This window comes from Aquimarina sp. Aq78, from assembly GCF_900299525.1.
Taxonomy (GTDB): domain Bacteria; phylum Bacteroidota; class Bacteroidia; order Flavobacteriales; family Flavobacteriaceae; genus Aquimarina.
The window spans coordinates 238,388-262,966 of record NZ_OMKA01000024.1 but is presented as its reverse complement, the minus strand read 5'-3'; the positions used below and the strand labels follow the sequence as shown (position 1 = coordinate 262,966).

Here is a 24,579-nt window from a genome sequence, read left to right as displayed (position 1 = left end):
TGAGTTTTTTGTATTTTTGACCATGCAAAAACATTTCTTTTCGGTTATCGCCAAGCTTAATAAAGTAATTCTACCAAGTTTTACCAAAAAACGCCTGGATCTTGCTAAAGCATCCAAATTACAACTCCTCATATTTGGTTGGCGGTTATATGTTACTAAAAAAGCTCTAGGTTAACACTATAGCATATCTTTTTCTATAAAAATATACTTCTTTTTGCAACACTAGTAACTCTTTTTCGTAATTAAAGAAGAAGCAATAACATCTATAAATAACCAAAATATGTAGTATGAAAAAATGGATCATTATGGGAATCAGCATGCTAGGTATGCTTTCCCTAACCTCATTCACAACAAATTCTGCTAAGGATTTGATAATTGATAACATTCAACCTAACGAAATAACTGCGGTAATAAACAAAGACACCTCAGAAAAAGAATTAGAGGATTTAAAAGCATTCTTTCTAGAAAATGGTATTGAACTGCTTATCAAAAAAATAGAATTCAACGATAAAAAAGAGATTACCAGCCTTAGTATAGTTCTTAAAAAAGGAAATTCGAAAAGCCAATACTCTTCTTCTTCCCAAGCTCCTATTTCTAAAATAGAATTAGGATACAAAGATGGTAATTTGTATATCTCAAACTCTGGTATGTTTGACATTGCTGCCTGGAAAAATCAGTCTGGATTTAATCATGTGCAAATCGATATGGATAGCATTATGAAGAAACATAATTTTGTTTTTGATTTTGATAAAGAGAATGACTCTTTATTTTTCAAAGGTAATTTTGATGCACATAAGCTAAAGGATCAGATCATGAAGTCTTTTACCTTTGAAGAAGATGAAGACGGAAACTTCTTTTTTAACGGCCAGCAAATGCCACATTTTCAAAATTTCAAATCCAAAAAATTTAATTTTGTAGATAATCCTGATATCGAAAAATTAATTATTATTGACGGAAAGGAAGTTGATTTTGACACTCTGGATAATCTTGCTAAGTCAGACAAGTTAGCAGAGGTAGATTTTCTTAAACCAGAAACCGCAATTAGTATTTATGGTGACAAGGCGAAAGACGGTGCTATAATAGCAACTACAAAAAAATAAAATTCTTGTAAAAAATGTGATAAGCCTTCATCCTTATGAAGGCTTTTTTTATTATCAATATTTTAAAAGAGCAGATTTAGGAACATCAAGTTTATCTTTTCCGTTAAGAAATTCGAGCTCTATGATAAAATTACATTGTACTACTACTCCACCCAGTTCTTTAACCAAATCACATACTGCTTTTGCTGTTCCTCCTGTAGCCAGCACATCATCATGAATCAGAACATTTTCTCCTGCTTTGATAGCATCGATATGTATTTCTAATGTATCTTCTCCATATTCTAAACCATAATTCTTTGATTTTACATCATACGGTAGCTTTCCTTTTTTTCGAACAGGTATAAATCCTGCTTGCAAACGTTCTGCAATCATAGTCCCAATAATAAAACCCCTGGCTTCTATACCAATCACCTTATCAATCTTAATATCACTTGGGCATAAACCAGCTAATTGATCTGCACAGCTTACCAAGGCTTTGTGATTTGCTAATAGAGGAGTAATGTCTTTAAATAAAATTCCAGGCTTGGGAAAGTCAGCAATATCCCTGATATAATCTTGTATGTTCATTCGCCGAAAATAATGAAAATAACAAAAAGAGGCTAAAAAAAGATGAAAATCGCCTACAAAATGAAAAGATCACACAAAACATTCCTTCAAAAGTTACATTTTATAATTAAAATTAATATTTATGACTACATTCATTAATCAATATTAAGATATCATAGTTACACTCTAAAACATTTATCATCTTTTTAGTTATAAATTCATAATTACCTTTACGGATTTCAGCCTAAATATTTTGCACTTAATTTTCTTTCAGATATATTAAAAAGACAATGTACAAATACAATTAATTTAAACTATAAAATCTAGAAATCATGTAAACAAAACTACTTTCTTCAGTGACTAAAAATTAAATCAATTAATCATTTTTTAAAACCACCTAATATGCTAACATTTATAGGAATCGTAATGATTCTGACAGGAATCATAATGCTCATTATTAAACCATTTTTTTCAACTTTAAAAGCTCTAAACTGGTTTACCAAATCACGTAATTTTAAATTGATTGGGTTTGGTTTTGTGCTAAGTGTGATCTCTAATATGTTTTTTTATGCAGAACCTGGTACTGCCTACGCTGTACAGTATCCATGGGGTAGCCAAAAAGCTGTAGTACATCAAGGTATCAATACCAAAATGTGGGGACGTTTGATCCCAATACAATTCGAGCTACCTATCAAATATGTAATCCCAGATAAAGATAATGGTGAACTTGGAGAACAAAGCAAGTATGCAAATGTGGATGTAGCAAAATACTGGGCATTTAGCGATGCGGTAAAAGCCAGAATTGCAACTTCTGTAGTTGTTAGTATCAACACTGCAGATGAAGCACAATTTTTATCTGTCGCAGATCGTAATAAAACCGAGAAAAACCTTATTCGATCACGTATCATCCCAAATATTGACCAATCTATTAAGAATACGTGTAAGTTAATGGATGCTCAGGATTATATCTCTGGACAAGCTTCTGATTTTGATCGATATTTTAAAGATCAGTTAGAAAACGGAATGTATGTACTAGAAGAGTATTTTGCCAATGAAAACAGAGAAATCATTGGTGATAGTACCATAATAAGAACTATCACTAATAAAGAGTCGAAACAGAAACGTTTTAGAATTAAATACGTAAACGGAGAACCTGTACGAGAAAAAGGAAATTCTTTAAAAGCTTATGGTCTTACAGTTGTACAAGCTGTTGTTACAGAAATTGATTGGGAAACTACCTTTGACAAACGATTACAATTACAAAAAGAAGAGGTAGCACAAACACAGTTAGAAAAACAACAAGCAGAGCGTCAATTCTACCGTGCACAGAAAGAAACGGCAAAGGGTGAAGCAGAGAAAGCAACAGAACGTGCTCGATTAGAAAAAGAGCAAATTCAAAAAACTATCGAAGCCGAAACAAAAGCCAAAGTAGCAGAGTTTAACCTTATCGAGGAACGTAAGAATTATGAAGTTGCACAATTTAAGGCTAAAACACAAAAAACAATGGCAGATGCACAGTCTTATGAAAATGCTAAACTGGTAAGTGCCGGTCTTACTCCCCAGGAACGTGCCGAGTGGGAATATAAGACCTCTGTAAATATAGCCAGAGAGCTTAAAGAATTGAAACTACCAGAGATCTATATACAGGATGGTGGTAAACAAGATGCTAACGGAAACTTATTACAATCATTAATTGGCGCAGATCTGGCTAAAAAAATGATGGCTAGAAAAAGTCAATAAATCAACTTGTTTCTAGCGTAGCATTTCTTTAACACACATACTATCAGGCTACTTGAATCGTGTTTTTGGGTATTGTTTATCTGAAACATATCGAGTAGCTTTTTTCTGTCTGCGAAAAAGTCTACATAAATTTTGCCAGCAATATAAAAAACAACTATATTTGCACCCGCAAAAAGGCCTCGTAGCATAACTGAATAGTGCACTTGATTACGGCTCAAGAGGTTGCAAGTTTGAATCTTGCCGAGGTCACAAAGCCAAAACCCCAGTATAACTGGGGTTTTTTGGTTTTTAACAGTTTTTTTGCTTTCCAATATTTAGCTAAAAACAGCAAAAAATAGTACATTTACTGTAAGAAGTTTACGAAAAGTTTACGGAAAATTACAGCCTTTTTAAAGAATGTAACTATGAAAGCTACAGTAAAACTATATAAAAATGACGGAAAGTCTAAAGGCCAATATCCTGTTAAGTTAATTATTACTCACCAAAAGAAAATTAAACGTAAAACAATAGGATATTCATCAGCTGAAGATTGGAACACTCTTCATGAATTACCCAAAACTTCTCATGATGACTACGAAGACTTATATGGTCTAATCATGGAATATAGGAAAAAAGCTTTATCCTTAAAATTTAAAGAACTAGAAGGTGTAATTTCTGGAATGTCCTTTTTTGAAGGAAGTAAGGGTAAAATCACGAACTTCTATTTGTTTGCTGATCAGGAAATTGAACGAATGAAAAAGTTAAACAGAAATGGTAATGCTGATGCATATCAATATGCAACCGATCAGCTTGAGAAATTCGCACCCGAATTGAGCTTTACAGATATTACAAGAACATTATTAGAAAACTTTAAACAGCATAAAAAAGAAGACGGTCTAAAAAACACCTCAATCAGAACATACCTTTATGAAATAAGAGCTATATACAATAAAGCGGTACGTATGGGTATTTGTGAAGATTCAAGACCGTTTACAGGTTTGTTTTTAGATTTACCTGTACGCATAAGAAGAAACAAAAATGAATATTTAGATCGAAAAGGAATAAAGAAAATAATGGAAGCCGAAGAGCTTTCAAAAGAACAACAGATGGCTGTCGATTTAAATCTACTACAATTCTATTTTTGCGGGGCTGATTTGGTGGATGTTTATTATTTAAAAAAGAAACAGATAGTTAAGGGACGAGCATTTTTTAAAAGAGCAAAATTAGGTGTTAAAGGATATGAATTTGATGTAAAGGTTTTACCTGAAGCTGAAGAAATAATTAATAAATACAAAACTGACGATGACAGTGAGTATATCTTTCCTTGGCGTAAGGACGAAACTGGTTACAAAACTTTCAGAAGTAATCATAACCGAAAGTTAGAACGAGTAAAGAAAAAATTAGAAATTGAACTAATGCCAAAAGGAGGGAAATTAACAAGTAAAGTAGTAAGACATAGCTTCGCAACTCTTGGAAAATTTGCTGGAGTTGATCCTGATATTATGCGAGAATTAATGGGGCATGAAAGAAACGATATCGATACTGCCTACAAAGATAAATTTCCGGAAAAAGTAAGAGATAAAGCACAAATCAAAATCGCAAGGATGTAAAAACCTTCTATTAAAGACAACTTAAAATCTCCATAATTCTTTTACTTCTTTTTCTTTTTACTTCATGCTGTACATATCCTTCATCTGTATAATACCTAACTTTAACAGGAATAAAATCCATTAAGTTTTGATACACTTCTGAATCCAAAGGGTAGTTTACAATGCAATGCCAAGTGGCCATACCATTGTCTTTTGCAACCTGATATTTAGGATTAAGTAAGGTAATAACTTCACCTTGCTTGTTCAACAACATAAGCTTAGATCCTGCATCCAACGAAAATATTTGTTGACTAACAAAATAGCATCTTAAAACCCTCTGATCACCAATTTTAACTCCCTGAATTCTAATTACTTCACGCTGAAAAGAAGCATAACTAAGTACTTTAAAATTAGTCTCTAATATTTTAAGTTTCGTAAATTCATCTACTTCATTTCTCGAATAATCACACTGCCCATAAGAAAAGGAGCTAGATAAACACAAACTAATGATGAGTAAAATTGTTTTCATGAACATATCTTTTAAAACTTCAATCACACAATTTACGGTTAAACCGTAACTATCTGTTTTTTAACAATTTATGTAAGAAAAGTACTGTCTTTTTTTGTAATTTCATAGTCCTGCCCGCTTTTTAACGATTAAAAAAAGCTATTAACCACCAAAAATTTATCGGATGTAAACAATAAATCGGCTTTTATGAAAAGCCCCTGATTTATAGGTTGATATAAATCTAGTTTTACTAAACAATTGTCAAATGGGATTAAAAACAATTAAAAGCGAATTTCTCGCTTCTAAAAAAGCATATTGGCTCAATGGGATGAGCAAGTGCACATATCTAAAAAAACTTACTGACCTAAAAGAAAAATTAAAATTTGCAACCTTAAATAAATTAAAACAAGAATTAAAAAAAATGATTGATCAATAAATTACCGATCTTAGTTTTCATCATTTTTAACCTTTTTAATTTCATCATCGATTTGGTACTTTATTGATAATTCTTCTATTATCTTATTGATTTTCGTACCGACTTCTTTCAGTTTGCTATTATCCTTGGTAAGAGTCTCAACCATCCCTTTAAGGCCTTTAATCTCTTTTCCAAAATTCTCTCTTATATATTTGTTTTCCTTCTCTAAGAAGCTATTTATTTTTTTCAAATATTCGATTTCTTTGTCAGAAGAAATATCGCCATCGTGTTCCGTTTCCTGTTTATTTTGTTTTAGCTCATCAAAAACACGATGTAATATTACTCTTTTTGTATTTGGAATCGTTTCTCCAGCTTCATAATTAGCAATTGTTTTTTTGCTAACTCCTATCATTTTAGCAAGTTGACCTTGAGTAAGATTGTATTTTTTCCTATTATTTTTAACCTCTAAACTATTCATTATCCAAATTTTAAATACTAAAAAATTAACATAAAATGTAATTTTACATTAATTTTATATAAAAAAGTGTAATATTACACTTATATTTGTGTTTTAAAGTTCATTCTATCAAACGAATATAATTAAAGTAATGTATTAATCCATGTGGAAAACCACGTCTATCAAAAATTAGATTTACAAAATCTATCAAATACATTCATTTAAATATAGCATATAGTAAAAAAGAACTCTTCAGAACTATAACTACGCTGACGTAGTGGGTAAAATACATAAAACATGATCTAAATCAGGTATCATGAAAACTACTATTAAAAGAATATTCAAAGTAACCATTGAATTTATAAGAGAGCTTCCTTCAGCTGCTCATTGGGCTATTTTTCATTAAAAACTAAAGCTATGGAACTATTAAAAATTTTAATAATACTATTTGGTTTTTTAACCATTTTCATGTGTTTGATCACCTTTTTATTATACAAAGAATACAAAGAGAACATCAAGCTGGATAAGCTATTACAAAAATCATCTATCCCGATTTATTTCTCCCTAAGCATATCCTTTTTTACAGCGATATCAATAGGGTCAATCATAACATTAATCAGCTTACTTGTAAAATACTAAAATCATGAAATATTATACAGAACATGGTGTCGATATCACTAATAGAATTAAAGATGGAAGGACATTGTTTTTTATTGGTACAGATACAAAAACAAGGCAGAAAGTAAGTTCTGAAGCTTTGAAAAAAAGAAGTTACTTTTTTGAGGTTTTTTCAATGAAAAGTCTAGAACGAAAAAAACTTATTGGATATGCAATTCCAAAATAAACAACTTATAACCTCATCCGGAATATATCGGAAAAATGGACGATGGTTTGTGAACGGTAAATCATTCGATGAAATGTATGATTATGAAAAATTAAAACTTTCTGATTACATAGTTTCAATTAGAAACATAGTGAACTGATCAGATTAAAATGTAGAACGATGAACGGTAATGTATCAATAGCAGAATTATTTGCTCACTTGAAAAAGGAAAATCTGGTTGTTGCTCCGGCTCATTTAGTGATGGATCAACTAACTCATAAATCAGTACTACGTAAAAAAATACTCTCAAAAAGAGCAATCACCTATCGAGAAATATCCAATTCGGGATTATGGGGAGATATCACTCAAAAAAGAGCTTATCAGATTGCTAAATCCTTAGCAAAACCATTAGAAATTATAAAGCCTGGCAACAAAGATAATTCTGCTGAAAAAATAATAACAAGTGCTGCAATTCGTATCGCTAAACAGAGAAACACTTATGAATAAACAATACTGTAAAATAAAAAGACCATATACGATTCAATTTGTATTGAAATACTGTAAAAAAGGACATGAATTGTGTCATCCACAACCTAGTGGTTTTGGTGGCACATTGGAAACTTGTATCAGGTGTAATAAAACTGATTGATATTAATTTAAAAACTCAATAGCATGAAAAAGCAAAAATTAACCAATGGTCAAAAGCAGATAATTAGACAATTCTATTTACAACAATCTGACAAGGAACTTGCCCTAACTGTTGGCTCTACAGTGAAAGAAATTGAAAGTTTTCTAAAGGCTGAAGGTCTTAAGAGAAACTCATACACAGAGGCAAAATTGAAAAAAAACATCAATCATATTGATGTAATAGATGAAAAAGAAGTGGCCGTGACAAGTAAGAAGAATTAAATCTAACGATCATGGCTATTATCAAAAAAAGGAAGTCAAAATTTACACAAGTTCACAATGTGCTGTTATCAGATAGTCGCTTATCTCTAAAGGCAATTGGATTGTTTTGTTACATGTTTTCAAAACCTGACAATTGGCATTTTACCATAAAAAGCATGTCCAGTCAACTTAAAGATGGTCAAAATTCTATAGTAACCGCCTTAAAAGAACTGAAACAATTCGGATATGTTAAATACAATCGGTGTGGTGATGGCACTGGCGAATATTATTTAGATGATCAACCGGATAAGGAAAATCAAAATTTAATCGAGCCACATCATGAAAACCCACATGTGGATTTCCCACATATGGATTTTCCACATGTGGGAAATCCAGACGAATTAATAATACTATATCCAAGTAATAAAGAATTAAGTAATACTAAGAGAGAGACACGCGCTTTAGATTTTTTCAAAAAGTATCATCCTTCTCAATGGGAAACCTTCTTAATGCAGCACAAATCGAAAATTAAGAATTTTCAAAAATTCTGCTTGGATTTCAATGACACCTTTGATCTCGAATCAAGAGAGTATGACGGAAATACAATTAGGTTACGGCTTAACAAATATGCCCGTAATTGGATTGAGAATCAAAATATTTTTAAAACAAGAAATGATAACCAAGGTCTTACAAGGCCAGATTTACAAAGAATCGATTAAATGGCAACTTTAAAATCTAAAATACCACCACAAGCAATTGATATTGAGCAAGCAGTGATAGGCGCATGCCTTATTGATTCAAGAGCTCTTGATGATGTATTTTCTATTATCAGCAATCCCGATGTGTTTTATGATCCAAGGCATAATATCATTTTCAAAGCTATTTCAAATCTTTACAATAGATCTCTACCTGTTGATCTGCTTACAGTTCCTAAACAACTAAACGATGCTAAAAAACTATCAAAGGTCGGAGGTAGTTCATATCTCATCGAATTAAGTACCATTACTGCATCTGGAGCACATGTAGCATATCATTCCAGAATCATTTTGCAAAAATATATCGCTCGCAAAATGATAGACTTTTGTACTCAAGGGATAGCTATGGCTTATGATTCTTCTGTAGATGTATTTGATTTGATCGATACAGTGAGTTCGAATATTGATAATCTAACCGATACCAGTACAAAAGGACATTCTTCTATATCTTGGCATGATGCAGTAACGAGTGTTCCTAAACGAGTAGAATTCTTAACAAATAACCAAGGAATCGTTACTGGTATTCCTACAGGGTTAGCTGCTACCGATAAACATTTTAACGGTTGGCAAAATCAAGATTTAATTATCATTGGCGCAGATAATGGCATGGGTAAAACTGCTTTTGTACTAGGAAACATGATTGCTGCTGCTAAAGCTAACCATCCCGTTGGTATGTTTAGTATGGAAATGAGTGTTACACAATTAGCAATTCGAGCAGTATCTACACAAAGTCAATTCCATATGAATCAGCTAATGCGTACCGGATTCGAACATGATTACTATTTCCCTAAACTCACTTCTGTAGTAGATGAAGTAAAGAATTACTCAATACATATCGATGATCAACCAGCACTTACTGTTCCTGAAATGAAACGTAAAGCACGTTCCATGAAACGAAAGTATAACATCAAATTGTTAGTTATAGATTTTGTTCAAATGTTTAGCGGAGATAAAGATATTCGCATCAATATCAGTGAAGCTGCAAGAGAGTTAAAAAATATTGCTAAAGAATTAGACATTCCTGTTATCGCTCTATCACAATTGAGTCGTGATGTAAAAAATTCACGCTACAAGATTCCTAGTAAGCATCATCTCAAAGAATCCTCAGCTATTGAGGAAGCAGCAGATATTATTGGCTTACTCTATCGGCCTAAATATTATGGTTACACACGATATCAGAATCAAGATGTTTATCAGACACTAAAACTAAAGAACAATGAAAACGCATGCTTGATTGTTGCCAAGAATAGAAACGGTGCTTTAGGTAATGTCGGTTTGCATTACATAGAAAACAAAACCAAGTATGTAAATCCACAAGAAATTGAAGAACCTGTTACAGTAGATACAGAGAATAATCCAATCAACAATGAAAAGGATGATTTACCATTTTAGCTATGCCGAATAGACCAAAGAAAATAAAAAGAGGTTGGAAACCAGAACGAATAAAACATCAACGATCAGTTGATATGAGCTGGTATTATAATGATCCCAGATGGAGGAAGTTTTCTTTAGGTTTTAAAGAGAGATATCCATTGTGCAAAAAGTGCTATGAAATAGGACTGATCTCCCCTACTGCATACACAGATCATATTGAAAGATTGAGAGATGGTGGCGCACCTGATCTTGATCATCTTGTAGACGAAGATTTCCAAGGATTATGTGATTCTTGCCATGCTTCTAAATCTGGCAAAGAAGCGCACGGATATAAAGAGGTTAAGGGGTCAAAAGACTCTAAATGAAAATATGTAAACATCGCCACTTAGTGAAAATTTTACTCAGTGAAACTTTTTAAAGGGGGGCTTATAAATAACAAGTTATGGAAGTAGTTAGTATTGGAAAAGGTTCTGAGTTTTTAAAACAGCTTCCCTCTGCTCCTACTTTTTTAGGAACAAAGGCAAAAGCGCACTTCAAAAAATTTGGCGAAATCCTAATTTCTGGAAATCAATTGAAAAGAATACACATACCAGCTTTAGCAGTATTAGCAGAAAACTTTGAACAATGGGAATGGGCCATTAGAGAAATTAGAAACAAAAATAAAAAAAGACATGGTTCAGGTTATATCCAAAGATTCTCTACTGGAGCAAAAAACATTTCCGTAGAAGTAACCTTAAAACGTGATGCTGAAAAAGCAATCATGCAATGTTTCAAACAATTCGGTTTAGACCCAAAAAGTGAGAAAGAACTTAAAGCAGCTGTTGATCCAGATCAAGGAGATTTGTTTAACGGCTTTAGTAAACGTAAGCTTTCAAATTAGTTTCATGATAATAACCAAAGAAATAGAATCCACAGTACCTTTTTTGTATTCAAAGAATGTATCCTCTGGAAAAATCGTGACTGGTAAGTTTATTAGACTTGCCATTGAACGATTTTATTCATGGATCAAAAATGCCGAAGCAAAAGGATACTTTCTGGATCATGCTAATGGAATGCATGTTATCGATTTCTTTGAAGAATTTCTGGTATACACAAAACATCCTGATAAAACCAAAATAGGGAAACCATTTGTACTTTCTCCATTTCAACAATTCACGTTATACAACATTTTTGCATGGAAGCATCAAGATTCAAATCTTAGAGTTATCAATACCGTATATGATAAACGTGCTAAGAAAAATGGCAAGACAGCAGAAATGGCTGGATTAGGTTTGTATTGCATGGCATTTGATGATGAACCCGAAGCCGAAGTATATATCGGAGCAACAAAAGAAGATCAAGCTAAACTTTGTTTTAACCAAGCGGTAAACTTTATAAACAATTCAAAAAAATTAGCCGCAATAGGATTCAGAACGCTACAAAACAAAATCATCTTTAAACGTAACAACTCATTTATGAGACCACTTGGGGGAGATTCAAAAACTCAAGATGGTATCAACTCTCATTTATCGATCATTGATGAATATCATGCCCATAAGGACGACACGGTAAAAGAAAACCTTGAAAGCTCTGCTATTTCCAGACCCCAACCTTTAGTATACCACATCACCACCGCAGGATTTAATCTATCATCGGTATGCAAATTATATGAGGATTCTTGTAAAGATGTACTGTTAGGTTTAAAAGAAGAAGATTCTACATTGATTATGATTCATGATTTAGATGAAGGTGATGACTGGGAGGATGAAAGTGTATGGCCAAAAGCCAATCCAAACTTAAATGTGTCCGCTTTATTAGATCGTATTCGATCAGAATATACTAAGGCCGTAAATCAACCTTCAAAAATTCCAAATTTCAAAACAAAACACCTTAATCTATGGGTTGACGCTCCATCGATCTGGATTCCAAATGAAATATGGATGAGAAATAAAGTAGATACAATACCTCTCGAAAAATTCCAAGAATTCGGAAGCTATAGGGCGATTGATTTATCTACTACCACCGATATAACAGCCGATATTATTCTCAGTGAACCAGATGATGAAGACATTAGATATATTAAACCTTTCTTTTTCTGTCCTTCGGATACTATAACTAGAAGAAGTAAACAAGACAGAGTCCCCTATCGATACTGGAAAGATCAAGGTTTTTTGATTGCTACGCCTGGCAATACAGTCGACTATACCTATATAAAAGATAATGTATTTGGCACAAACCGTAAGTATAATGTTAAACGCATAGAGCTTGATCAATGGAATGCTTCTCAGGTTGCCAATGATTTAACAGAAGAAGGTTTAGATGTTTCTTTTTTCAGTCAACAAATATCAATAATTAGTTTCCCCACAAAGCAGTTTGAAAAATTGGTATACGAAGGAAAAATAAAACATGACGGTAATCCTGTATTGACATGGATGCTTTCAGGATGTGTTATTTATCAAGATGCTAATGAAAACATCAAAGTACATAAAGGACAAAGTCATGCAGGAGTAAAACGAGTGGACGGTATAGTTGCTACCATTATGGCTTTAGGTGGCAGCTTATCTAACAATGAAGAGACCGAGAAGAGCCAGTATAATGACCCAGATGTAGAAGTTTTTATTTAAAAAAATGAATGTACTAAGCCATAAAGAGATTACGCAAGATGATATCAATCTATACTGGTATTATAGGAAAAACGGAATCAATAAAGCCTACTTTCTCCGGTATTTTGAAAAGCTAAAAAAATCACGAACAACAATAGAGGCTTTTCATCAGGTTAATGATGAATTTTTTGATCTGTTTGGCGAATATAAATATAGCTCTATCAGGAGCTTTAGGAACAGTTTAAAAATATACTTAGGAAAATGAAATTGATATATCTACTTACAACCATTATAGTAACTTTTTTATTGATGCTTTTAACTTCTATTGCTTTAGATTCATATTGGATCAATAAAGAAATATCACGAAAAATCATCATCTATATTTTGATGACTTTAGAACTAACCAGCGGATTTTTAGTAGCAAGGGAGCTATTAAGGAAACCATGAAAAATGATTTTAAGGAGACTTGGAAACAAGAAAAAATTAGCTAAGAAAATTCAAGGATATTTTCCTGAACATAAAATCTATATCGAACCGTTTTTCGGTGCTGGAGGAATGTTTTTTAACAAACCAAAAGCGAGGTATAACATTCTAAATGATAATGATAGTGATGTTTTCAATCTGTTTATGGTGGTGATCCACAAACAAGATGAATTAAAAGAATATTTAAAAAAGATGCCTATAAGTGAAGATTTATGGAATCATTGGAAACTGAATCAAGAAATAAAACCCGTTTTAAAAGCAATACGATTCTTGTTTCTCTCAAACTTCGGATACATGGGTAAACCTGAAACATTACGATTTAACAATGGAAATACATTAGAGCTCGTTATGAAAAAGATAAATGAAACACATGATTTTATTTTTGGATCAGAGTTCATGAATACTGATTTCAGAAATGTCTTCAAAAAAATAAGCTTTAAAGGAGAGAAAGAGAAAATACAAACATTTTGTTATTGCGATCCTCCTTACTTAGATACCAATAATAATTATCAAACAGGTTTTACAGAGAGAGATAGTTTCGATCTTTTTGAAGTTCTAAATAAAAGTGGAGTTAACTGGGCAATGAGTGAATTCAATCATCCATTTATACTGAAACAAGCAAGAGAAAGAAGCCTGAATATAAATATTATTGGGGAAAGGAGAAACCTTAAAAATCGTAGAATCGAAATCTTGGTAACTAACTACAAAAAAGCACAAGGCACTTTATTCTAATTTAAAACAAAAGAACATGGCAGCAGTAAAAAGTAATAATCAGAAACGAGCATTGATAAATCAAAACTTCATAATACGTATTACCGATCGTAATCAAAAGTATACAAGGTTATGTGGAGCTGGTCAATATTCTAAGGTTATAGAAAATGAACAACTTAAAACAAAGCACTTTAATAAAGTTTTAGAAGGTGGTTTAGACAAGTATACCTTTTCATTACGAAGAGGGCTTAAAATTGAATTCTTGTCAAAATAACCTTACTATCTGTATTCATTACATTTTTTTATAAATATTTATTAAATATAATCTAATGACATAAATCATAATGTCAAAAAGACTAATAATTCCCCTTTTTTCGTACTTTTATATATTGAGACATCAATAATTAGTAAATGGAATATTTCCCATAGGGTATCCTTATTATATAATTATTATGGTAGCTATCCCCCTACGTTGATGGTAATTAACACAAAAAATGCTTAAAAGAAAAGATTATTTAGAACTTATTGAAGAAATCAGAAATACAGAAAAGAAATCTATTGACGAATATATAGAATCTGTTTTGGAACCATTAAGAAATGAAAATCCCAATTTTATTGAAACCTTATACAAAGATATTCATTACTTGCTAAAAGATATTGACAAGGAAGGCGAAAATGATTTGGAAATACAAAATGGTGATTTTGTAATTGAAGATAGCGATTTGAAGTTGACAGGTTATCAATCTAGACTTCACAATCTATTAATTTGGCTGCATATGGAAATGATAAAAAAACTCACTGAGAGTAATCCATTAGAATTTGTCGGGAAAATGGAAAACTTCGAAAAAAAGTTTTTAAACAAACCAAACTATACACCTGAATATAAAGCCGCTCTAGATAAGATAAGAAAGAGTCTAAAAAAAGAACGTAAATTAAATTTAGGAGAGAAAGAAAATTTGTGGGAAAAAGTTTGGGACTTAGATAACTTTGAACTTAAACCAAATATTGGTGGAATTGGAATTAATTTAAACAATTTCTTGGATAAACTTAGAAAGAAATAACTACCATCAACATGATATATAGTAAATAGGACATTTGGTCGTTTAAGAAAGTTCAGTGCTATTTACAAACATCACCAAATTTTTAATTTGGCTTATTAAAATGATAAAAACAAAACATTTATATTTGACTTAGTATCAACTCTAAACGTATCGCTAATCACCTGTTCTACGTTTCTTATACTATACGCTATATGCAAGCTAAAACTACCAAGATTTGAATAAAGAAGAGAAAATAAAATCCCTAATCAAAGAAGGGTTGAAATCTGAAAATTCTAAAGAAAAATATTTAAATATATTGGATCACAGAATAGAGGATAACAGGAAATCTATGGCAAGGCTTTTTCTTATTTTACTTTTGACTGGGCTTGCATTTCCTCTCCTGTTAGAGACTAAAATTTCGGAAATTTCAATAGGACCTCTGAAAATAATAGATAGCAGCATTACTCTAAGTTTAGTGCCTACGATATTTACTTTTGCATATTATAAGTATCTTATGATATGGTTTGATTTGATTGGACAAAAGCGAATTTTTAAGCTTTTAACGGCGGAATTATTCAATATTGAGTTAAAATCCTTTTTAAATGACAAACTCAAACCGTTCTCAATAACAGATTCTATCGACAAACATCATTCACAGAAGAAAATTGATTCGATAGGTTGTATATCATATTTATTTTGGATCCCAACTGGGTTAATACTTATATTACTCCCATTTGTTTTTGAAATTTATATGATAAAAAAAGTTTTTGAAATTTTAAAACCTGAATCAATATTTGATTGGCTATTATTTATTGCTCCCATTTTGATAAGTTTATTTACAATATTAATGCTGATTCAAGTTATTAAAAAAGATAAAAAAGAAAGTATATAACACATGGTAAATAGGGCGATTAATATTTAATCGAGAGGCTATTGTGTGTTTGCAAAGTCGTCAAATTTTTTGATTTGACTTTAAAAGAGAAAAAATTAAAACAAAATATAGATTTTGGGTAAGTGCACTATCTCGAAACATGTAATTTCGTACTCCCACACTACGCATAGTCAAAACGTTGTAACATATATGGATAATTATTCACATCATTACTTTGGGAAAGACTTAGATGCACTTACGCATCAAGATATATTGGATTTTTTTAATACCGAAAAAGAGGAGTCTGATAAAATTGAATTTAAAACATATCATCCTACATATGGAAACTTTAACAAGAATCTTGAAGGAGTAATTCGTGGAATTTGTGCATTTCTAAATTCCAATGGAGGAATTCTGATTTGGGGAGCTCCAATGGGACAATCCATCGATGACAGATTGGTTTTTCAGGGAGCATTGTCTCTTGTCAATCAATTAATTGAAAAGGATACTTTGATAAGTAAAATTTCTGACTCAATAACTCCTTTACCTGTTAACATAAATGTTCAAATTATAGAAAATGGAAGGAATTATTTATACGTTTTTGAGGTTCAAAAAAGTAATTATAGCCCTCACCAATTTAAAAGCATTTATTATGCTCGATTGGATGGTCAAACTAAACCTGCACCACACTATTTAATAGATGCATTATTTAAAAAAATTAGTTATCCAAATATAGAAGGTTTTATTAATCTCGATAGGTTTGGAACTCTTAATAATGAAAATGTTTTTTTAGATATATCAATTATAATTATAAACTTTTCAGAATTACAAAACGAGCAAAATATTAGTTATAGACTAACTTGTGGACAAGCAGTTTTTTCTGGAAGTTTGAACGCTCAAACAGCACATAATTATACTTTGCAAGGACATCAGTATATTAATAGGAATCAAATTGACATCCTTCATTTTGGAGCCCCAGAAAGAACTTCTCAAAGGTTAATTTTCAATCTGGAAACTTTAGGAGATGAACATAATTATGAAATGGATTTGATTCTCTTTTTTGGAGGTAAAAAATCACCTTTAAAATTTTCAGAATATAAATTGAATTTTGGAAATGGACCAATCACTGCGCAAAACCCTGTTGAATTGATAACAAATTTAGAAGAAAATGTTCTAGCTTCGGATAAGCAAAAAATATTAGGAACGACACGTGAGAGTTTATTAGATGAAATTTTGAAAAGATAAAATATGTGCTACGAAATCAAGTATATGCTATAGCCGATTTTGGTGATTGATCGAATGTTTTTTTGTACTTAGAATCAAAATATAAAAATCTATATAGGTTTATTAATAGCTAGAAGGTAACATTTTACTTTGCTACGACACGTATTTATAACACCATGATGTACAACCAATGTCAAAGATAAAAAAAACTAAAATCGGAAAATGTAAAATTTGCAAAGAAACTAAAGAATTGAATTTTGAACACATTCCTCCACGTTCAGCATTTAATAAAGAAACCAAATATTATACTCTAAATCAGAAGGAATATTATCAAAATACCCAGGAATATGTTTTTGGGAACCTAAAACCAAAATCTAAAAAGGAACAAGGTGGACTAGGGGATTACTGTTTCTGCAAAGATTGTAACGGATTTTTAGGCTCTAAATATGTTCGAACCTATAAAAAATTTGCGCAAATTGCTATGAGCATTATTCAGTCTAATGACAAAAATACTAAAGCTTATGGGTTTGATATTTCTGACATAAACCTTCTTAAATTTCTTAAACAAATTATATCAATGTTTATTGGTTGTAATAATCACTTGTTCACAGAATGTTATCCTGAACTTTTGGAATTTGTAAAAGATGAAAATCTGACAGAATTACCAAATAGATATAGGTTTTATATGTACTTAAATAATGAAGGGCAAAATAGAAACGGCCACATTTACTTTACTAACTTATATGGCACAGTATGTGAATTTACTTTTAGGCCGTTCGGATTTGTTTTAAGTATTGACAATCCAAATAGAATAATGGAATTATCAGAAATAACTAATTTCAAACATTATGACAAAATCAAAAAAGTTGATAAATTACCTATAATTCTAAATAAGTACCCTACTTATTACCCTATTCCGCTAGATTACCGAACAAAAGATGAATTAAATGGTAGTATATAATATTATACAAAATCATAGAAATTTAGTTGTTCTCCAACTTTCATGATTAAAAAAGAATAACCATATCCTTCATCTCTATAGCAAATCATTTTAAGATCCTAATGAAAAACTAAAAGAGTTTTATTTTTTATATTTGACATACATAATAACTAGACCATGGGTAAAGAAATATTTGTTTTTTATGAAAGTAATAATTTAAAAATTCATTACTCAGATGGGTTTAGAAAAAAAGAAATTATAACAACCACTAAAACAGGCACTCTCCACACTTTCAATGTTTTTACTGAAGAGCTTGATTTTACTATTTCTTTGACAAGTTTTGAATTATTAGATTTAATTGAAAATCAGAAAGAATTAGATTATCTAAAGGGTAAACAAAAATTAACTATTACTGAAGATATTGCTGAAAGATATTATTCTATATTATTAAGGTTCTATCTATCAAAATCTAACAAAGAGATACATGAAAAACTAGCTAAAAAATATGTTGATGATCTTTATGATTCATCTAAAACTTTGTTTCATAAATATTATGAAGAGTTTTTATCTACATGGATTACTTATAATCATAATGCAACTGTCAATATAGTTTCCCCTGATGATAATATTCCTGAATTTATAAATGATAGATTAATCATTGCTGTCGGTAATTTCATGGAGGAACTTGGATTTTCATATAAAGGAGAAGAAGAACCAATTTATGGATCTTTTTTTAAATCATTGAATTTTTTTAAAAAAGATTCCTCTAAAAAAGAAATAAACGATATATATAAAAAAGGTAAATCTGCCTTAGAACATAATTTTGTTGATTTGCCAGCTGCTGAAGTAACTGAAAAATTAGCAACAAGTTCAGCTGCATTACTTCAGGCTATTTCTCCTTATGATAATGTAGCAATAAGGTTAGGGCAAATATTAGCTATTAAAACTACAAATGGAGATGGTACAACCAATCTAATGGTAGAGACAGTCTCTCCGGAATTAGCTAAATTATTCAATGATAACCCTGGTTTATTAAACGAACCAAAGTTGTTATTTGAAAAGATTAAAGACATAGCTATGGAAGATCGTAAAGGAATTGCTGAAGGAGATGAATCTCATTAAGAATATACGTCATATCTAAATTCCCCCTATAGTAATGATTAAAGATCAATACAACAGTATCATTTATTGAATGGAATAAATCATTAATATTAATACATTCAAACTTACTAAACACATATATGTTTTTTTCTATATAGATAATTCGAAAAGGCATAAATTATGACTCTTTTTTCTTAACCACCGTACTAATTTAGATACAACTTAAAAGTTGTACTCGTGGATAATCTGGTATTAAGAGCATTACAATCTCCTTTCAACTCGCAAACACGGAGTGCTGAAATCAAAGAGTTCTCTAATGACATCTTTAGTTTTTTCAACACTAAAACCAGAAGCGGAAAATTCGTAAACCATCAAACTGCTCTTTGTTTATCTGCTGTCTATAATGCGATTGATCAAATATCAAATGATATTGCAAAACTCCCTAAATCTGTTTTTGAAAAAGTTGAAAAAGATCGTTTTAGAAAACCCGAACATCCGGTAGATTATCTAATTAGCAAGCGTCCCAATGCTTTGATGACTCAATTCAGTTTTCATAAAGCATTAATGGTTTCGGCATTATTACGAGGTAATGGTATTGCTGTAATTCTTAGAGATAGTTTTACTGGTATTCAAACATCTTTTGACTTTGTACATCCTGATCATCTAAACGATATCAGAAAGAAAGATGGTCAACTCTTTTATTATATCAAAGGATATAAAAGATCATTGAATTCTGAAGAAGTAATTCACATCCCTGGGTTTTCATTCAATGGGATAAGTGGTATTTCTATTTTTAAATATGCAGCTCAAAACTTGGGTGCAGCACTCTCTTCAGAAACATTTGCAGATGAAAACTTTAAATCTAAAGGTCTTCTCGCTGGTATTCTTAAAACTACAAAACCTCTCGATCCTCAACCAAAAATAAAACTAGCCGATGCAATGGAGCAAAGACTATCGAAAGGTGGCACTCATAACATCGGTGTTCTAGATGAAGGTATGGATTTTATGAGTATTACTGCTAATGCTCAAGAAGCATCTTTAATAGACTGGAAAAAAACGTCTATTGAAGATATCGCTCGCTGGTTTAATATCGCTCCTCATAAGATCAAGCATCTAGACAAGGCCACATTAAGCAATATAGAGCAACAATCTTTAGAACACGGATCAGATACCATTGCTCCTTGGGCCAAAAGGATTGAAGAAGAATATGACTATAAGCTTTTTACCGAAGAGGAAAGGTCTTCTCTATATGTAAAATTTAATACTAATGCTCTTATTCGTACCGATGTTAAAACCAAAGGAGAATACTATGGTCGTGCCATTAACTTCGGGTGGCACACCAGAAACGAAATAAGAAATCTTGAAGATTACAATAGTCTTGAAGGATTAGATACCCCATTAACTCCTGCTAACACACTAACTCAAGAACAAATCGAAAAACAATTTTCAGAGAATGGAAACTAAACGCATATACATACCAGCATACGTTCGGTCGGAAGAAGGTTTCACCGAAGATCAACGTGAATTTGATTTTATAATCACAAGTGATAAGAGAGATAGCTATGGTACTATTTTCACTTCCGAAGGTTGGGATTTTACAAGATATAAACAGAATCCAGTCGTGTTTTATCAACACAGATCCTCCGATGATAATCCTGATAATCTTATCGGAATGACTGTAAAAGGGCCTTGGAAAGAAACACTGTCTGATGGTTCAAATGTTCATTTAGCTCGTATTCGTTTCGAGGAAGAAAAAGTAAATAAAAAAGCAGAAAAGATCAGAAAGAAAATTATTGCTGGTACGCTACGTATGGCTTCAATAGCTGCTGATGTGTACGAGTATCGCTTCGGTGATAAAGAGAAAGGAGAAGACAATGATGATGTGTATTTCTTACGGCAAGAGCTTTATGAATGGAGTGTAGTGACATTAGGAAGTAATCCTGATGCCAATGTAAAAAGAAATGATGCTGTGTTTAAGCAGATCAGATCAGAATTAAATGATGCTAAGGATACAATTATCAATCCTAAAAATACCGAAAACACAAAAGGGCTTTCTGTTTCGAGGGCTCGCTTAGAACTATATAAACTAAAAAAGTAAGAACAATGAAAAAAAGTGATGCCTTAAAACAAAAGCGAGCTTCCAAAATTAAAAAATGGGGAGAGCTTGTAAACTTGTGTGAAACTGAGAAAAGAGAATTCACAGAAGACGAACAAACCCAAATTGATACACTCCGTAGTGAGATTGATGCTCTTGATGATAAAATCACAGAAACGGAGGACTTCGAAAAACGTGAAACTCAGTTAGCTTCTTCTGTGGGTGGTGAATCTGTTACTGATGGTGATGATGAAGAAAAACAAAAGGTACAAAAGCGTTTTTCTATAACTCGTATGCTTCGCAATGCATTAGAGGGAGAAGAACAAGATGGTGCAGAGAAAGAAGCTCAAGAAATTGCAGAAAAAGAAAACCGCGAAGCAGGCGTTTCTTTTGGAACTTCTAAAAAAGCTAGAGTAATGATTCCCTTATCTTTTATTAGAGCAAGTCAACAGACGGTGTCTCAAGATGCTGGAGAGTATGGTGGAGAATTGGTTCAAAATCAAGCCCCTAGAGTTATTGATGGTTTAGAACCAAAGCTTTGGATTCAAGAAATGGGAGCTACTGTTTTAACAGGCTTATCTGGAGGTGATATCCCAATGCCGGTTGCAGGCAACTATACCTTCGAATGGTTAGCAGAAGGAGCAAATATAACGCAACAGAAAAATAAGTATCAAGGGCCAGTTTTAAATCCTAAAAGAGCTGGAGCTTCTGTTTCAATGTCTAATCGTTTATTAATGCAATCTTCTGTAGATGTAGATTCATTAGTTCGTAGAAAACTGTCCAGAGGATGGGAAAACACAATTAATGTAGCTGCTATAAACGGAGCTGGAGGGGTTGCTCCAACGGGTGTTTTAAATTATGTCGGTGTAAGTACTGCCACACAAGTAGCTGCAACAGCAGCCGATTATGCTAAGATTGTAGAGCTTCAGGGGATAGTAGAATCTGATGATGCTACAGAGAATAGTTTAGGCTATGTATTGCATCCTAAATTAAAAGCTGCATTAAAAACCAAAGGAAAGGCATCGAGTTCTGATACTTTTTTTATCGATAAAAATGAGCTAGATGGCTACAAATACAAATCGACCTCACTAGTGCCTGTCGGTTCTTTTGCAGGGCCTCCAATAGTTGATGTTTACCCATTAATTTATGGTGATTTCGCACAATTATACATTGGGCAATGGGGTGCGGTATCCTTCCTTGTAAATCCTTATTCAGAAGATTTAGCTGATAGTGTTCGAATTACTGTGAACACTCATGCAGATGTACAAATTGCAAATCCGAAAGCATTTGCAATCAATAGTTTCTTGACTAGCGCATAGTCATAAAAATTAATTACCACTCTCTTTTTAAAGGAAAGTAATTCTAAAACAATAATCATGGCAAAAACGAATAAAATACAAATTAGAGTAATCCGACCGCTTTGGGGAAAGTTTAACCTTCCTTATGCCATTGGTCATTCTCCAAAAATTGAAGCAAAACTAGCTAATGAAATCATAAAATCTGGACATGGTATAACAGAAGCCGAAGCTAAAAAAATGGATGAGTTAGCTAATGAAGAAGTAGAAGAAAGCGAAGAATAAAATGAATCTGAATTACAACATCTCGATTAAAGACCCGCAACCTGAATTTGTATCCCTTCAGCATGCCAAAAATCATCTCAAGATTGATTTTATATATGAAGATGCATTGATACAAGGGATGATTGATTCTGCTATAGATACAGCAGAAAACTATTTGGGCTGGTTTATCAAAAATCGAGATGTCGTAATTAACAGTAATGCTTTTTTAAACTATTTCGCTTTAGAATTTGGGCCATTGTTAGGAAGTGCATTTACAGTAAAGTATCTAAATAAAAATAATGTTTTACAAACCTTAATTGAAGGATATACATATCAAGAATTTTATGGAGCAAAACCTGTCTTCTATTATGATTCTGATATTCCATTTCCTGAAGTAGGAAAAAAATCAAATACGGTTCAAATCAGCTACGTGGCAGGTGTTGATTTAACCACAATTCCTAAACCTGTATATCAAGCCATTTTACTGATTATTTCTGATCTATATGAATTTAGAACAGATCGTGCAGAAATCATTAATACCAGAGCAATGGCACTTATGAGGCCTTATAAAAAATTTACCTAAATGAATAAGCCAGAGGTGTATATAGGAAGTATGGATAGACGTATTGAAATTATCAAACGTAACAAAAGTAGAAGCTCAACAGGTGCAGAAACGTATACAGAAACAGCATTAACAACAGTCTGGGCAAATAAGAAGCTATTAAAAAGTGATGAAGCTCTTGATGATAAAGAAGTAACGATTAATGAGCATCAATATATCATACGATATGATCCCATAATTGCTAATGAAAAGATACAACACTTGTTTATAAGAGATCATACTGATGAATTTGAAATTTATGGAGTTGAAGAAATTCAACGTAAAAAGTTCTTTAAAATAGATTGCGAAAAACGTGAGTAAATCGATTGTTGAAATAAAAGGGTTTGATGAATTGGTGAGAAAGATCAAAACCTTACCTGATAAAGCAAAGCGCAAAGAGATTATTAAAATCTTACGTAGATCAGCACAAACAACAGTTAAGGTTGCGAGACAGGAAGCTCCTAAAAGTGATAAAAGACACACTTTAAAAGGAGGAAAAGAAATTCAGCCGGGGAATACTCGAAAGTCTATTGGGGTTCAAGTTGCTCGTAAAGCAAAGAACCCGATGATTGTTGTAAGGCCTAAATCCTCTGGGAAATATGATGGTTTTTACGCTCGTGCATTTGTGATTTTTGGTCATAACGTATACAGAACAGGATTTAAAAGAAATCGAAGAGGAAATAGAAGGTTTAATGCCAGAGGGAAAAAAAGTAGTATTCCGGCAAATCCATTTATGAATCGTGCCCAACAGAAAACAGAGGGAAAAGTGAATAAAGATGCATTGATATCTACTGAAAAATACATTCAAAAATTAATTGATCGACTGTGATGAAACAAACATCTGATTTAGTAAGTGCAAATATCAAAGCTTTTGATGTGGCAAATAGTTCTCCTTTTGATGGAAGAATCAGTCCCATTTATGCTCCTATTGAAGATGAGTATCCTTTTTGTGTCTATCGAGTAGATCGAAAACCAAACTCTTCAAAACAAGGGCTATATGAATATGAGATACAAATACGAATTGTAAACACTGATTATGATGCATTATGTGATTTGATAGATGGGTTGACAATTCATTTTAAACAGTACAAAGAGTTTTTTGATCAAGGCACAGAATCCGCAGCAAATCCAGATAAGACTGAGGAATACATAATGACTTCAACATATCAACTATTTAAGAATAATTAAAACATAGAAC

General features: G+C 32.0%; 32 protein-coding genes and 1 tRNA gene. 30 read left to right on the top strand and 3 right to left on the bottom strand.

Annotated features, from left to right (window positions below; translation table 11 throughout):
- Nucleotides 1–22 precede the first annotated feature (22 nt).
- Entirely contained in the window at nucleotides 23–175 is a 153-nt protein-coding gene (locus tag DG435_RS15790; protein ID WP_106791693.1) for an SsrA-binding protein, read from the top strand.
- Between the two features lie 112 nt (nucleotides 176–287).
- A complete protein-coding gene (locus DG435_RS15785) occupies nucleotides 288–1,100 on the top strand; it encodes a hypothetical protein (RefSeq protein WP_106791692.1) in 813 nt (270 codons plus the stop codon).
- Nucleotides 1,101–1,154: 54 nt separating this feature from the next.
- On the opposite strand, the gene DG435_RS15780 is transcribed toward DG435_RS15785, so the two are convergent.
- Complete coding sequence (locus DG435_RS15780) at nucleotides 1,155–1,667, bottom strand: adenine phosphoribosyltransferase (RefSeq protein ID WP_106791691.1); 513 nt, start codon at nucleotides 1,665–1,667, stop codon at nucleotides 1,155–1,157.
- Between the two features lie 381 nt (nucleotides 1,668–2,048).
- On the opposite strand from DG435_RS15780, the gene DG435_RS15775 reads away from it, so the two are divergent.
- The 3 genes from DG435_RS15775 to DG435_RS15760 all read left to right on the top strand — a co-directional run bounded on the left by DG435_RS15775 (nucleotide 2,049) and on the right by DG435_RS15760 (nucleotide 4,975).
- Complete coding sequence (locus DG435_RS15775) at nucleotides 2,049–3,386, top strand: SPFH domain-containing protein (RefSeq protein WP_106791690.1); 1,338 nt, start codon at nucleotides 2,049–2,051, stop codon at nucleotides 3,384–3,386.
- 175 nt (nucleotides 3,387–3,561) lie between these two features.
- Nucleotides 3,562–3,635, top strand: a tRNA-Arg gene (locus DG435_RS15765).
- A 155-nt stretch (nucleotides 3,636–3,790) separates the two neighbouring features.
- Nucleotides 3,791–4,975: a site-specific integrase gene (locus tag DG435_RS15760; RefSeq protein ID WP_106791688.1), complete on the top strand. Its 1,185-nt coding sequence runs from the start codon at nucleotides 3,791–3,793 to the stop codon at nucleotides 4,973–4,975.
- A 10-nt stretch (nucleotides 4,976–4,985) separates the two neighbouring features.
- Here DG435_RS15760 and DG435_RS15755 read toward each other — a convergent pair whose 3' ends face one another.
- Entirely contained in the window at nucleotides 4,986–5,483 is a 498-nt protein-coding gene (locus DG435_RS15755; protein ID WP_106791687.1) for a hypothetical protein, read from the bottom strand.
- 244 nt (nucleotides 5,484–5,727) lie between these two features.
- Here DG435_RS15755 and DG435_RS25585 point away from each other — a divergent pair, with 244 nt between their 5' ends.
- Nucleotides 5,728–5,898: a hypothetical protein gene (locus tag DG435_RS25585; RefSeq protein ID WP_159025489.1), complete on the top strand. Its 171-nt coding sequence runs from the start codon at nucleotides 5,728–5,730 to the stop codon at nucleotides 5,896–5,898.
- A gap of 10 nt (nucleotides 5,899–5,908) precedes the next feature.
- Here DG435_RS25585 and DG435_RS15750 read toward each other — a convergent pair whose 3' ends face one another.
- Nucleotides 5,909–6,355: a helix-turn-helix transcriptional regulator gene (locus DG435_RS15750; RefSeq protein ID WP_106791686.1), complete on the bottom strand. Its 447-nt coding sequence runs from the start codon at nucleotides 6,353–6,355 to the stop codon at nucleotides 5,909–5,911.
- Nucleotides 6,356–6,977: 622 nt separating this feature from the next.
- Between DG435_RS15750 and DG435_RS15745 the strand changes: the two genes are divergently transcribed.
- The 24 genes from DG435_RS15745 (at nucleotide 6,978) to DG435_RS15625 (ending at nucleotide 24,569) form a co-directional block, all read left to right on the top strand.
- Nucleotides 6,978–7,178, top strand: coding sequence for a hypothetical protein (locus tag DG435_RS15745; RefSeq protein WP_106791685.1), 201 nt, complete (start codon nucleotides 6,978–6,980; stop codon nucleotides 7,176–7,178).
- A 159-nt stretch (nucleotides 7,179–7,337) separates the two neighbouring features.
- The gene (locus tag DG435_RS15740) at nucleotides 7,338–7,664 is read left to right on the top strand and encodes a hypothetical protein (RefSeq protein ID WP_106791684.1); all 327 of its coding nucleotides are present in this window, start codon (nucleotides 7,338–7,340) and stop codon (nucleotides 7,662–7,664) included.
- A gap of 165 nt (nucleotides 7,665–7,829) precedes the next feature.
- Complete coding sequence (locus tag DG435_RS15735) at nucleotides 7,830–8,066, top strand: hypothetical protein (RefSeq protein ID WP_106791683.1); 237 nt, start codon at nucleotides 7,830–7,832, stop codon at nucleotides 8,064–8,066.
- A gap of 11 nt (nucleotides 8,067–8,077) precedes the next feature.
- The gene (locus tag DG435_RS15730; RefSeq protein WP_106791682.1) at nucleotides 8,078–8,764 is read left to right on the top strand and encodes a helix-turn-helix domain-containing protein; all 687 of its coding nucleotides are present in this window, start codon (nucleotides 8,078–8,080) and stop codon (nucleotides 8,762–8,764) included.
- The gene (locus DG435_RS15725) at nucleotides 8,765–10,192 is read left to right on the top strand and encodes a replicative DNA helicase (RefSeq protein WP_106791681.1); all 1,428 of its coding nucleotides are present in this window, start codon (nucleotides 8,765–8,767) and stop codon (nucleotides 10,190–10,192) included.
- 2 nt (nucleotides 10,193–10,194) lie between these two features.
- The gene (locus DG435_RS15720) at nucleotides 10,195–10,539 is read left to right on the top strand and encodes an HNH endonuclease signature motif containing protein (protein WP_106791680.1); all 345 of its coding nucleotides are present in this window, start codon (nucleotides 10,195–10,197) and stop codon (nucleotides 10,537–10,539) included.
- A gap of 77 nt (nucleotides 10,540–10,616) precedes the next feature.
- Nucleotides 10,617–11,054, top strand: coding sequence for a P27 family phage terminase small subunit (locus DG435_RS15715; protein ID WP_106791679.1), 438 nt, complete (start codon nucleotides 10,617–10,619; stop codon nucleotides 11,052–11,054).
- A gap of 4 nt (nucleotides 11,055–11,058) precedes the next feature.
- The gene (locus tag DG435_RS15710; RefSeq protein WP_106791678.1) at nucleotides 11,059–12,777 is read left to right on the top strand and encodes a terminase large subunit; all 1,719 of its coding nucleotides are present in this window, start codon (nucleotides 11,059–11,061) and stop codon (nucleotides 12,775–12,777) included.
- Between the two features lie 240 nt (nucleotides 12,778–13,017).
- Nucleotides 13,018–13,203: a hypothetical protein gene (locus DG435_RS15700; RefSeq protein WP_106791676.1), complete on the top strand. Its 186-nt coding sequence runs from the start codon at nucleotides 13,018–13,020 to the stop codon at nucleotides 13,201–13,203.
- 3 nt (nucleotides 13,204–13,206) lie between these two features.
- Nucleotides 13,207–13,971 carry a DNA adenine methylase gene (locus DG435_RS15695; protein ID WP_106791675.1) on the top strand — a complete coding sequence of 255 codons (765 nt, stop codon included), beginning with the start codon at nucleotides 13,207–13,209 and terminating at the stop codon, nucleotides 13,969–13,971.
- A 16-nt stretch (nucleotides 13,972–13,987) separates the two neighbouring features.
- Nucleotides 13,988–14,224 carry a hypothetical protein gene (locus tag DG435_RS15690; RefSeq protein ID WP_106791674.1) on the top strand — a complete coding sequence of 79 codons (237 nt, stop codon included), beginning with the start codon at nucleotides 13,988–13,990 and terminating at the stop codon, nucleotides 14,222–14,224.
- A gap of 220 nt (nucleotides 14,225–14,444) precedes the next feature.
- On the top strand, nucleotides 14,445–15,011 hold the full coding sequence (locus DG435_RS15685) for a hypothetical protein (RefSeq protein WP_106791673.1): 567 nt from the start codon (nucleotides 14,445–14,447) through the stop codon (nucleotides 15,009–15,011).
- Nucleotides 15,012–15,225: 214 nt separating this feature from the next.
- Complete coding sequence (locus tag DG435_RS15680) at nucleotides 15,226–15,882, top strand: hypothetical protein (protein ID WP_106791672.1); 657 nt, start codon at nucleotides 15,226–15,228, stop codon at nucleotides 15,880–15,882.
- 189 nt (nucleotides 15,883–16,071) lie between these two features.
- Nucleotides 16,072–17,106, top strand: coding sequence for an ATP-binding protein (locus DG435_RS15675; protein WP_108840634.1), 1,035 nt, complete (start codon nucleotides 16,072–16,074; stop codon nucleotides 17,104–17,106).
- Between the two features lie 169 nt (nucleotides 17,107–17,275).
- Nucleotides 17,276–18,046 (top strand): hypothetical protein, encoded by a 771-nt coding sequence (locus DG435_RS15670; RefSeq protein WP_106793967.1) that lies wholly within the window; start codon nucleotides 17,276–17,278, stop codon nucleotides 18,044–18,046.
- A 156-nt stretch (nucleotides 18,047–18,202) separates the two neighbouring features.
- Nucleotides 18,203–19,147, top strand: coding sequence for a hypothetical protein (locus tag DG435_RS15665; protein ID WP_106793968.1), 945 nt, complete (start codon nucleotides 18,203–18,205; stop codon nucleotides 19,145–19,147).
- Nucleotides 19,148–19,363: 216 nt separating this feature from the next.
- Entirely contained in the window at nucleotides 19,364–20,590 is a 1,227-nt protein-coding gene (locus DG435_RS15660; RefSeq protein WP_106793969.1) for a phage portal protein, read from the top strand.
- Nucleotides 20,580–21,224 carry a hypothetical protein gene (locus DG435_RS15655; RefSeq protein WP_106793970.1) on the top strand — a complete coding sequence of 215 codons (645 nt, stop codon included), beginning with the start codon at nucleotides 20,580–20,582 and terminating at the stop codon, nucleotides 21,222–21,224. The genes DG435_RS15660 and DG435_RS15655 overlap by 11 nt, the downstream gene beginning before the upstream one ends.
- Before the next feature lie 5 nt (nucleotides 21,225–21,229).
- Entirely contained in the window at nucleotides 21,230–22,540 is a 1,311-nt protein-coding gene (locus tag DG435_RS15650; protein ID WP_106793971.1) for a phage major capsid protein, read from the top strand.
- A 57-nt stretch (nucleotides 22,541–22,597) separates the two neighbouring features.
- Nucleotides 22,598–22,801, top strand: coding sequence for a hypothetical protein (locus tag DG435_RS15645; protein WP_106793972.1), 204 nt, complete (start codon nucleotides 22,598–22,600; stop codon nucleotides 22,799–22,801).
- 1 nt (nucleotide 22,802) lies between these two features.
- A complete protein-coding gene (locus DG435_RS15640; RefSeq protein ID WP_106793973.1) occupies nucleotides 22,803–23,363 on the top strand; it encodes a head-tail connector protein in 561 nt (186 codons plus the stop codon).
- A complete protein-coding gene (locus tag DG435_RS15635; RefSeq protein WP_106793974.1) occupies nucleotides 23,364–23,702 on the top strand; it encodes a head-tail adaptor protein in 339 nt (112 codons plus the stop codon). It abuts the gene before it with no gap.
- Nucleotides 23,695–24,210 carry an HK97 gp10 family phage protein gene (locus tag DG435_RS15630; RefSeq protein ID WP_159025687.1) on the top strand — a complete coding sequence of 172 codons (516 nt, stop codon included), beginning with the start codon at nucleotides 23,695–23,697 and terminating at the stop codon, nucleotides 24,208–24,210. The genes DG435_RS15635 and DG435_RS15630 overlap by 8 nt, the downstream gene beginning before the upstream one ends.
- The gene (locus DG435_RS15625) at nucleotides 24,210–24,569 is read left to right on the top strand and encodes a hypothetical protein (protein ID WP_106793976.1); all 360 of its coding nucleotides are present in this window, start codon (nucleotides 24,210–24,212) and stop codon (nucleotides 24,567–24,569) included. Before DG435_RS15630 ends, DG435_RS15625 begins: the two co-directional genes overlap by 1 nt.
- The last annotated feature ends 10 nt before the right edge of the window (nucleotides 24,570–24,579 follow it).

Bases quoted from the DNA above. Each gene is read 5' to 3' on its own strand.
- DG435_RS15720 (WP_106791680.1), top strand. From the start codon at position 10,195: ATGCCGAATAGACCAAAGAAAATAAAAAGAGGTTGGAAACCAGAACGA.
- DG435_RS15735 (WP_106791683.1), top strand. From the start codon at position 7,830: ATGAAAAAGCAAAAATTAACCAATGGTCAAAAGCAGATAATTAGACAA.
- DG435_RS15640 (WP_106793973.1), top strand. From the start codon at position 22,803: ATGAATCTGAATTACAACATCTCGATTAAAGACCCGCAACCTGAATTT.
- DG435_RS15685 (WP_106791673.1), top strand. From the start codon at position 14,445: ATGCTTAAAAGAAAAGATTATTTAGAACTTATTGAAGAAATCAGAAAT.
- DG435_RS15665 (WP_106793968.1), top strand. From the start codon at position 18,203: ATGGGTAAAGAAATATTTGTTTTTTATGAAAGTAATAATTTAAAAATT.
- DG435_RS15635 (WP_106793974.1), top strand. From the start codon at position 23,364: ATGAATAAGCCAGAGGTGTATATAGGAAGTATGGATAGACGTATTGAA.
- DG435_RS15755 (WP_106791687.1), bottom strand. From the start codon at position 5,483: ATGAAAACAATTTTACTCATCATTAGTTTGTGTTTATCTAGCTCCTTT.
- DG435_RS15750 (WP_106791686.1), bottom strand. From the start codon at position 6,355: ATGAATAGTTTAGAGGTTAAAAATAATAGGAAAAAATACAATCTTACT.
- DG435_RS15700 (WP_106791676.1), top strand. From the start codon at position 13,018: ATGAAATTGATATATCTACTTACAACCATTATAGTAACTTTTTTATTG.
- DG435_RS15790 (WP_106791693.1), top strand. From the start codon at position 23: ATGCAAAAACATTTCTTTTCGGTTATCGCCAAGCTTAATAAAGTAATT.
- DG435_RS15725 (WP_106791681.1), top strand. From the start codon at position 8,765: ATGGCAACTTTAAAATCTAAAATACCACCACAAGCAATTGATATTGAG.
- DG435_RS15780 (WP_106791691.1), bottom strand. From the start codon at position 1,667: ATGAACATACAAGATTATATCAGGGATATTGCTGACTTTCCCAAGCCT.
- DG435_RS15695 (WP_106791675.1), top strand. From the start codon at position 13,207: ATGATTTTAAGGAGACTTGGAAACAAGAAAAAATTAGCTAAGAAAATT.
- DG435_RS15760 (WP_106791688.1), top strand. From the start codon at position 3,791: ATGAAAGCTACAGTAAAACTATATAAAAATGACGGAAAGTCTAAAGGC.
- DG435_RS15690 (WP_106791674.1), top strand. From the start codon at position 13,988: ATGGCAGCAGTAAAAAGTAATAATCAGAAACGAGCATTGATAAATCAA.
- DG435_RS15715 (WP_106791679.1), top strand. From the start codon at position 10,617: ATGGAAGTAGTTAGTATTGGAAAAGGTTCTGAGTTTTTAAAACAGCTT.
- DG435_RS15650 (WP_106793971.1), top strand. From the start codon at position 21,230: ATGAAAAAAAGTGATGCCTTAAAACAAAAGCGAGCTTCCAAAATTAAA.
- DG435_RS25585 (WP_159025489.1), top strand. From the start codon at position 5,728: ATGGGATTAAAAACAATTAAAAGCGAATTTCTCGCTTCTAAAAAAGCA.
- DG435_RS15655 (WP_106793970.1), top strand. From the start codon at position 20,580: ATGGAAACTAAACGCATATACATACCAGCATACGTTCGGTCGGAAGAA.
- DG435_RS15785 (WP_106791692.1), top strand. From the start codon at position 288: ATGAAAAAATGGATCATTATGGGAATCAGCATGCTAGGTATGCTTTCC.
- DG435_RS15670 (WP_106793967.1), top strand. From the start codon at position 17,276: ATGTCAAAGATAAAAAAAACTAAAATCGGAAAATGTAAAATTTGCAAA.
- DG435_RS15645 (WP_106793972.1), top strand. From the start codon at position 22,598: ATGGCAAAAACGAATAAAATACAAATTAGAGTAATCCGACCGCTTTGG.
- DG435_RS15625 (WP_106793976.1), top strand. From the start codon at position 24,210: ATGAAACAAACATCTGATTTAGTAAGTGCAAATATCAAAGCTTTTGAT.
- DG435_RS15740 (WP_106791684.1), top strand. From the start codon at position 7,338: ATGAACGGTAATGTATCAATAGCAGAATTATTTGCTCACTTGAAAAAG.
- DG435_RS15745 (WP_106791685.1), top strand. From the start codon at position 6,978: ATGAAATATTATACAGAACATGGTGTCGATATCACTAATAGAATTAAA.
- DG435_RS15675 (WP_108840634.1), top strand. From the start codon at position 16,072: ATGGATAATTATTCACATCATTACTTTGGGAAAGACTTAGATGCACTT.
- DG435_RS15730 (WP_106791682.1), top strand. From the start codon at position 8,078: ATGGCTATTATCAAAAAAAGGAAGTCAAAATTTACACAAGTTCACAAT.
- DG435_RS15710 (WP_106791678.1), top strand. From the start codon at position 11,059: ATGATAATAACCAAAGAAATAGAATCCACAGTACCTTTTTTGTATTCA.
- DG435_RS15775 (WP_106791690.1), top strand. From the start codon at position 2,049: ATGCTAACATTTATAGGAATCGTAATGATTCTGACAGGAATCATAATG.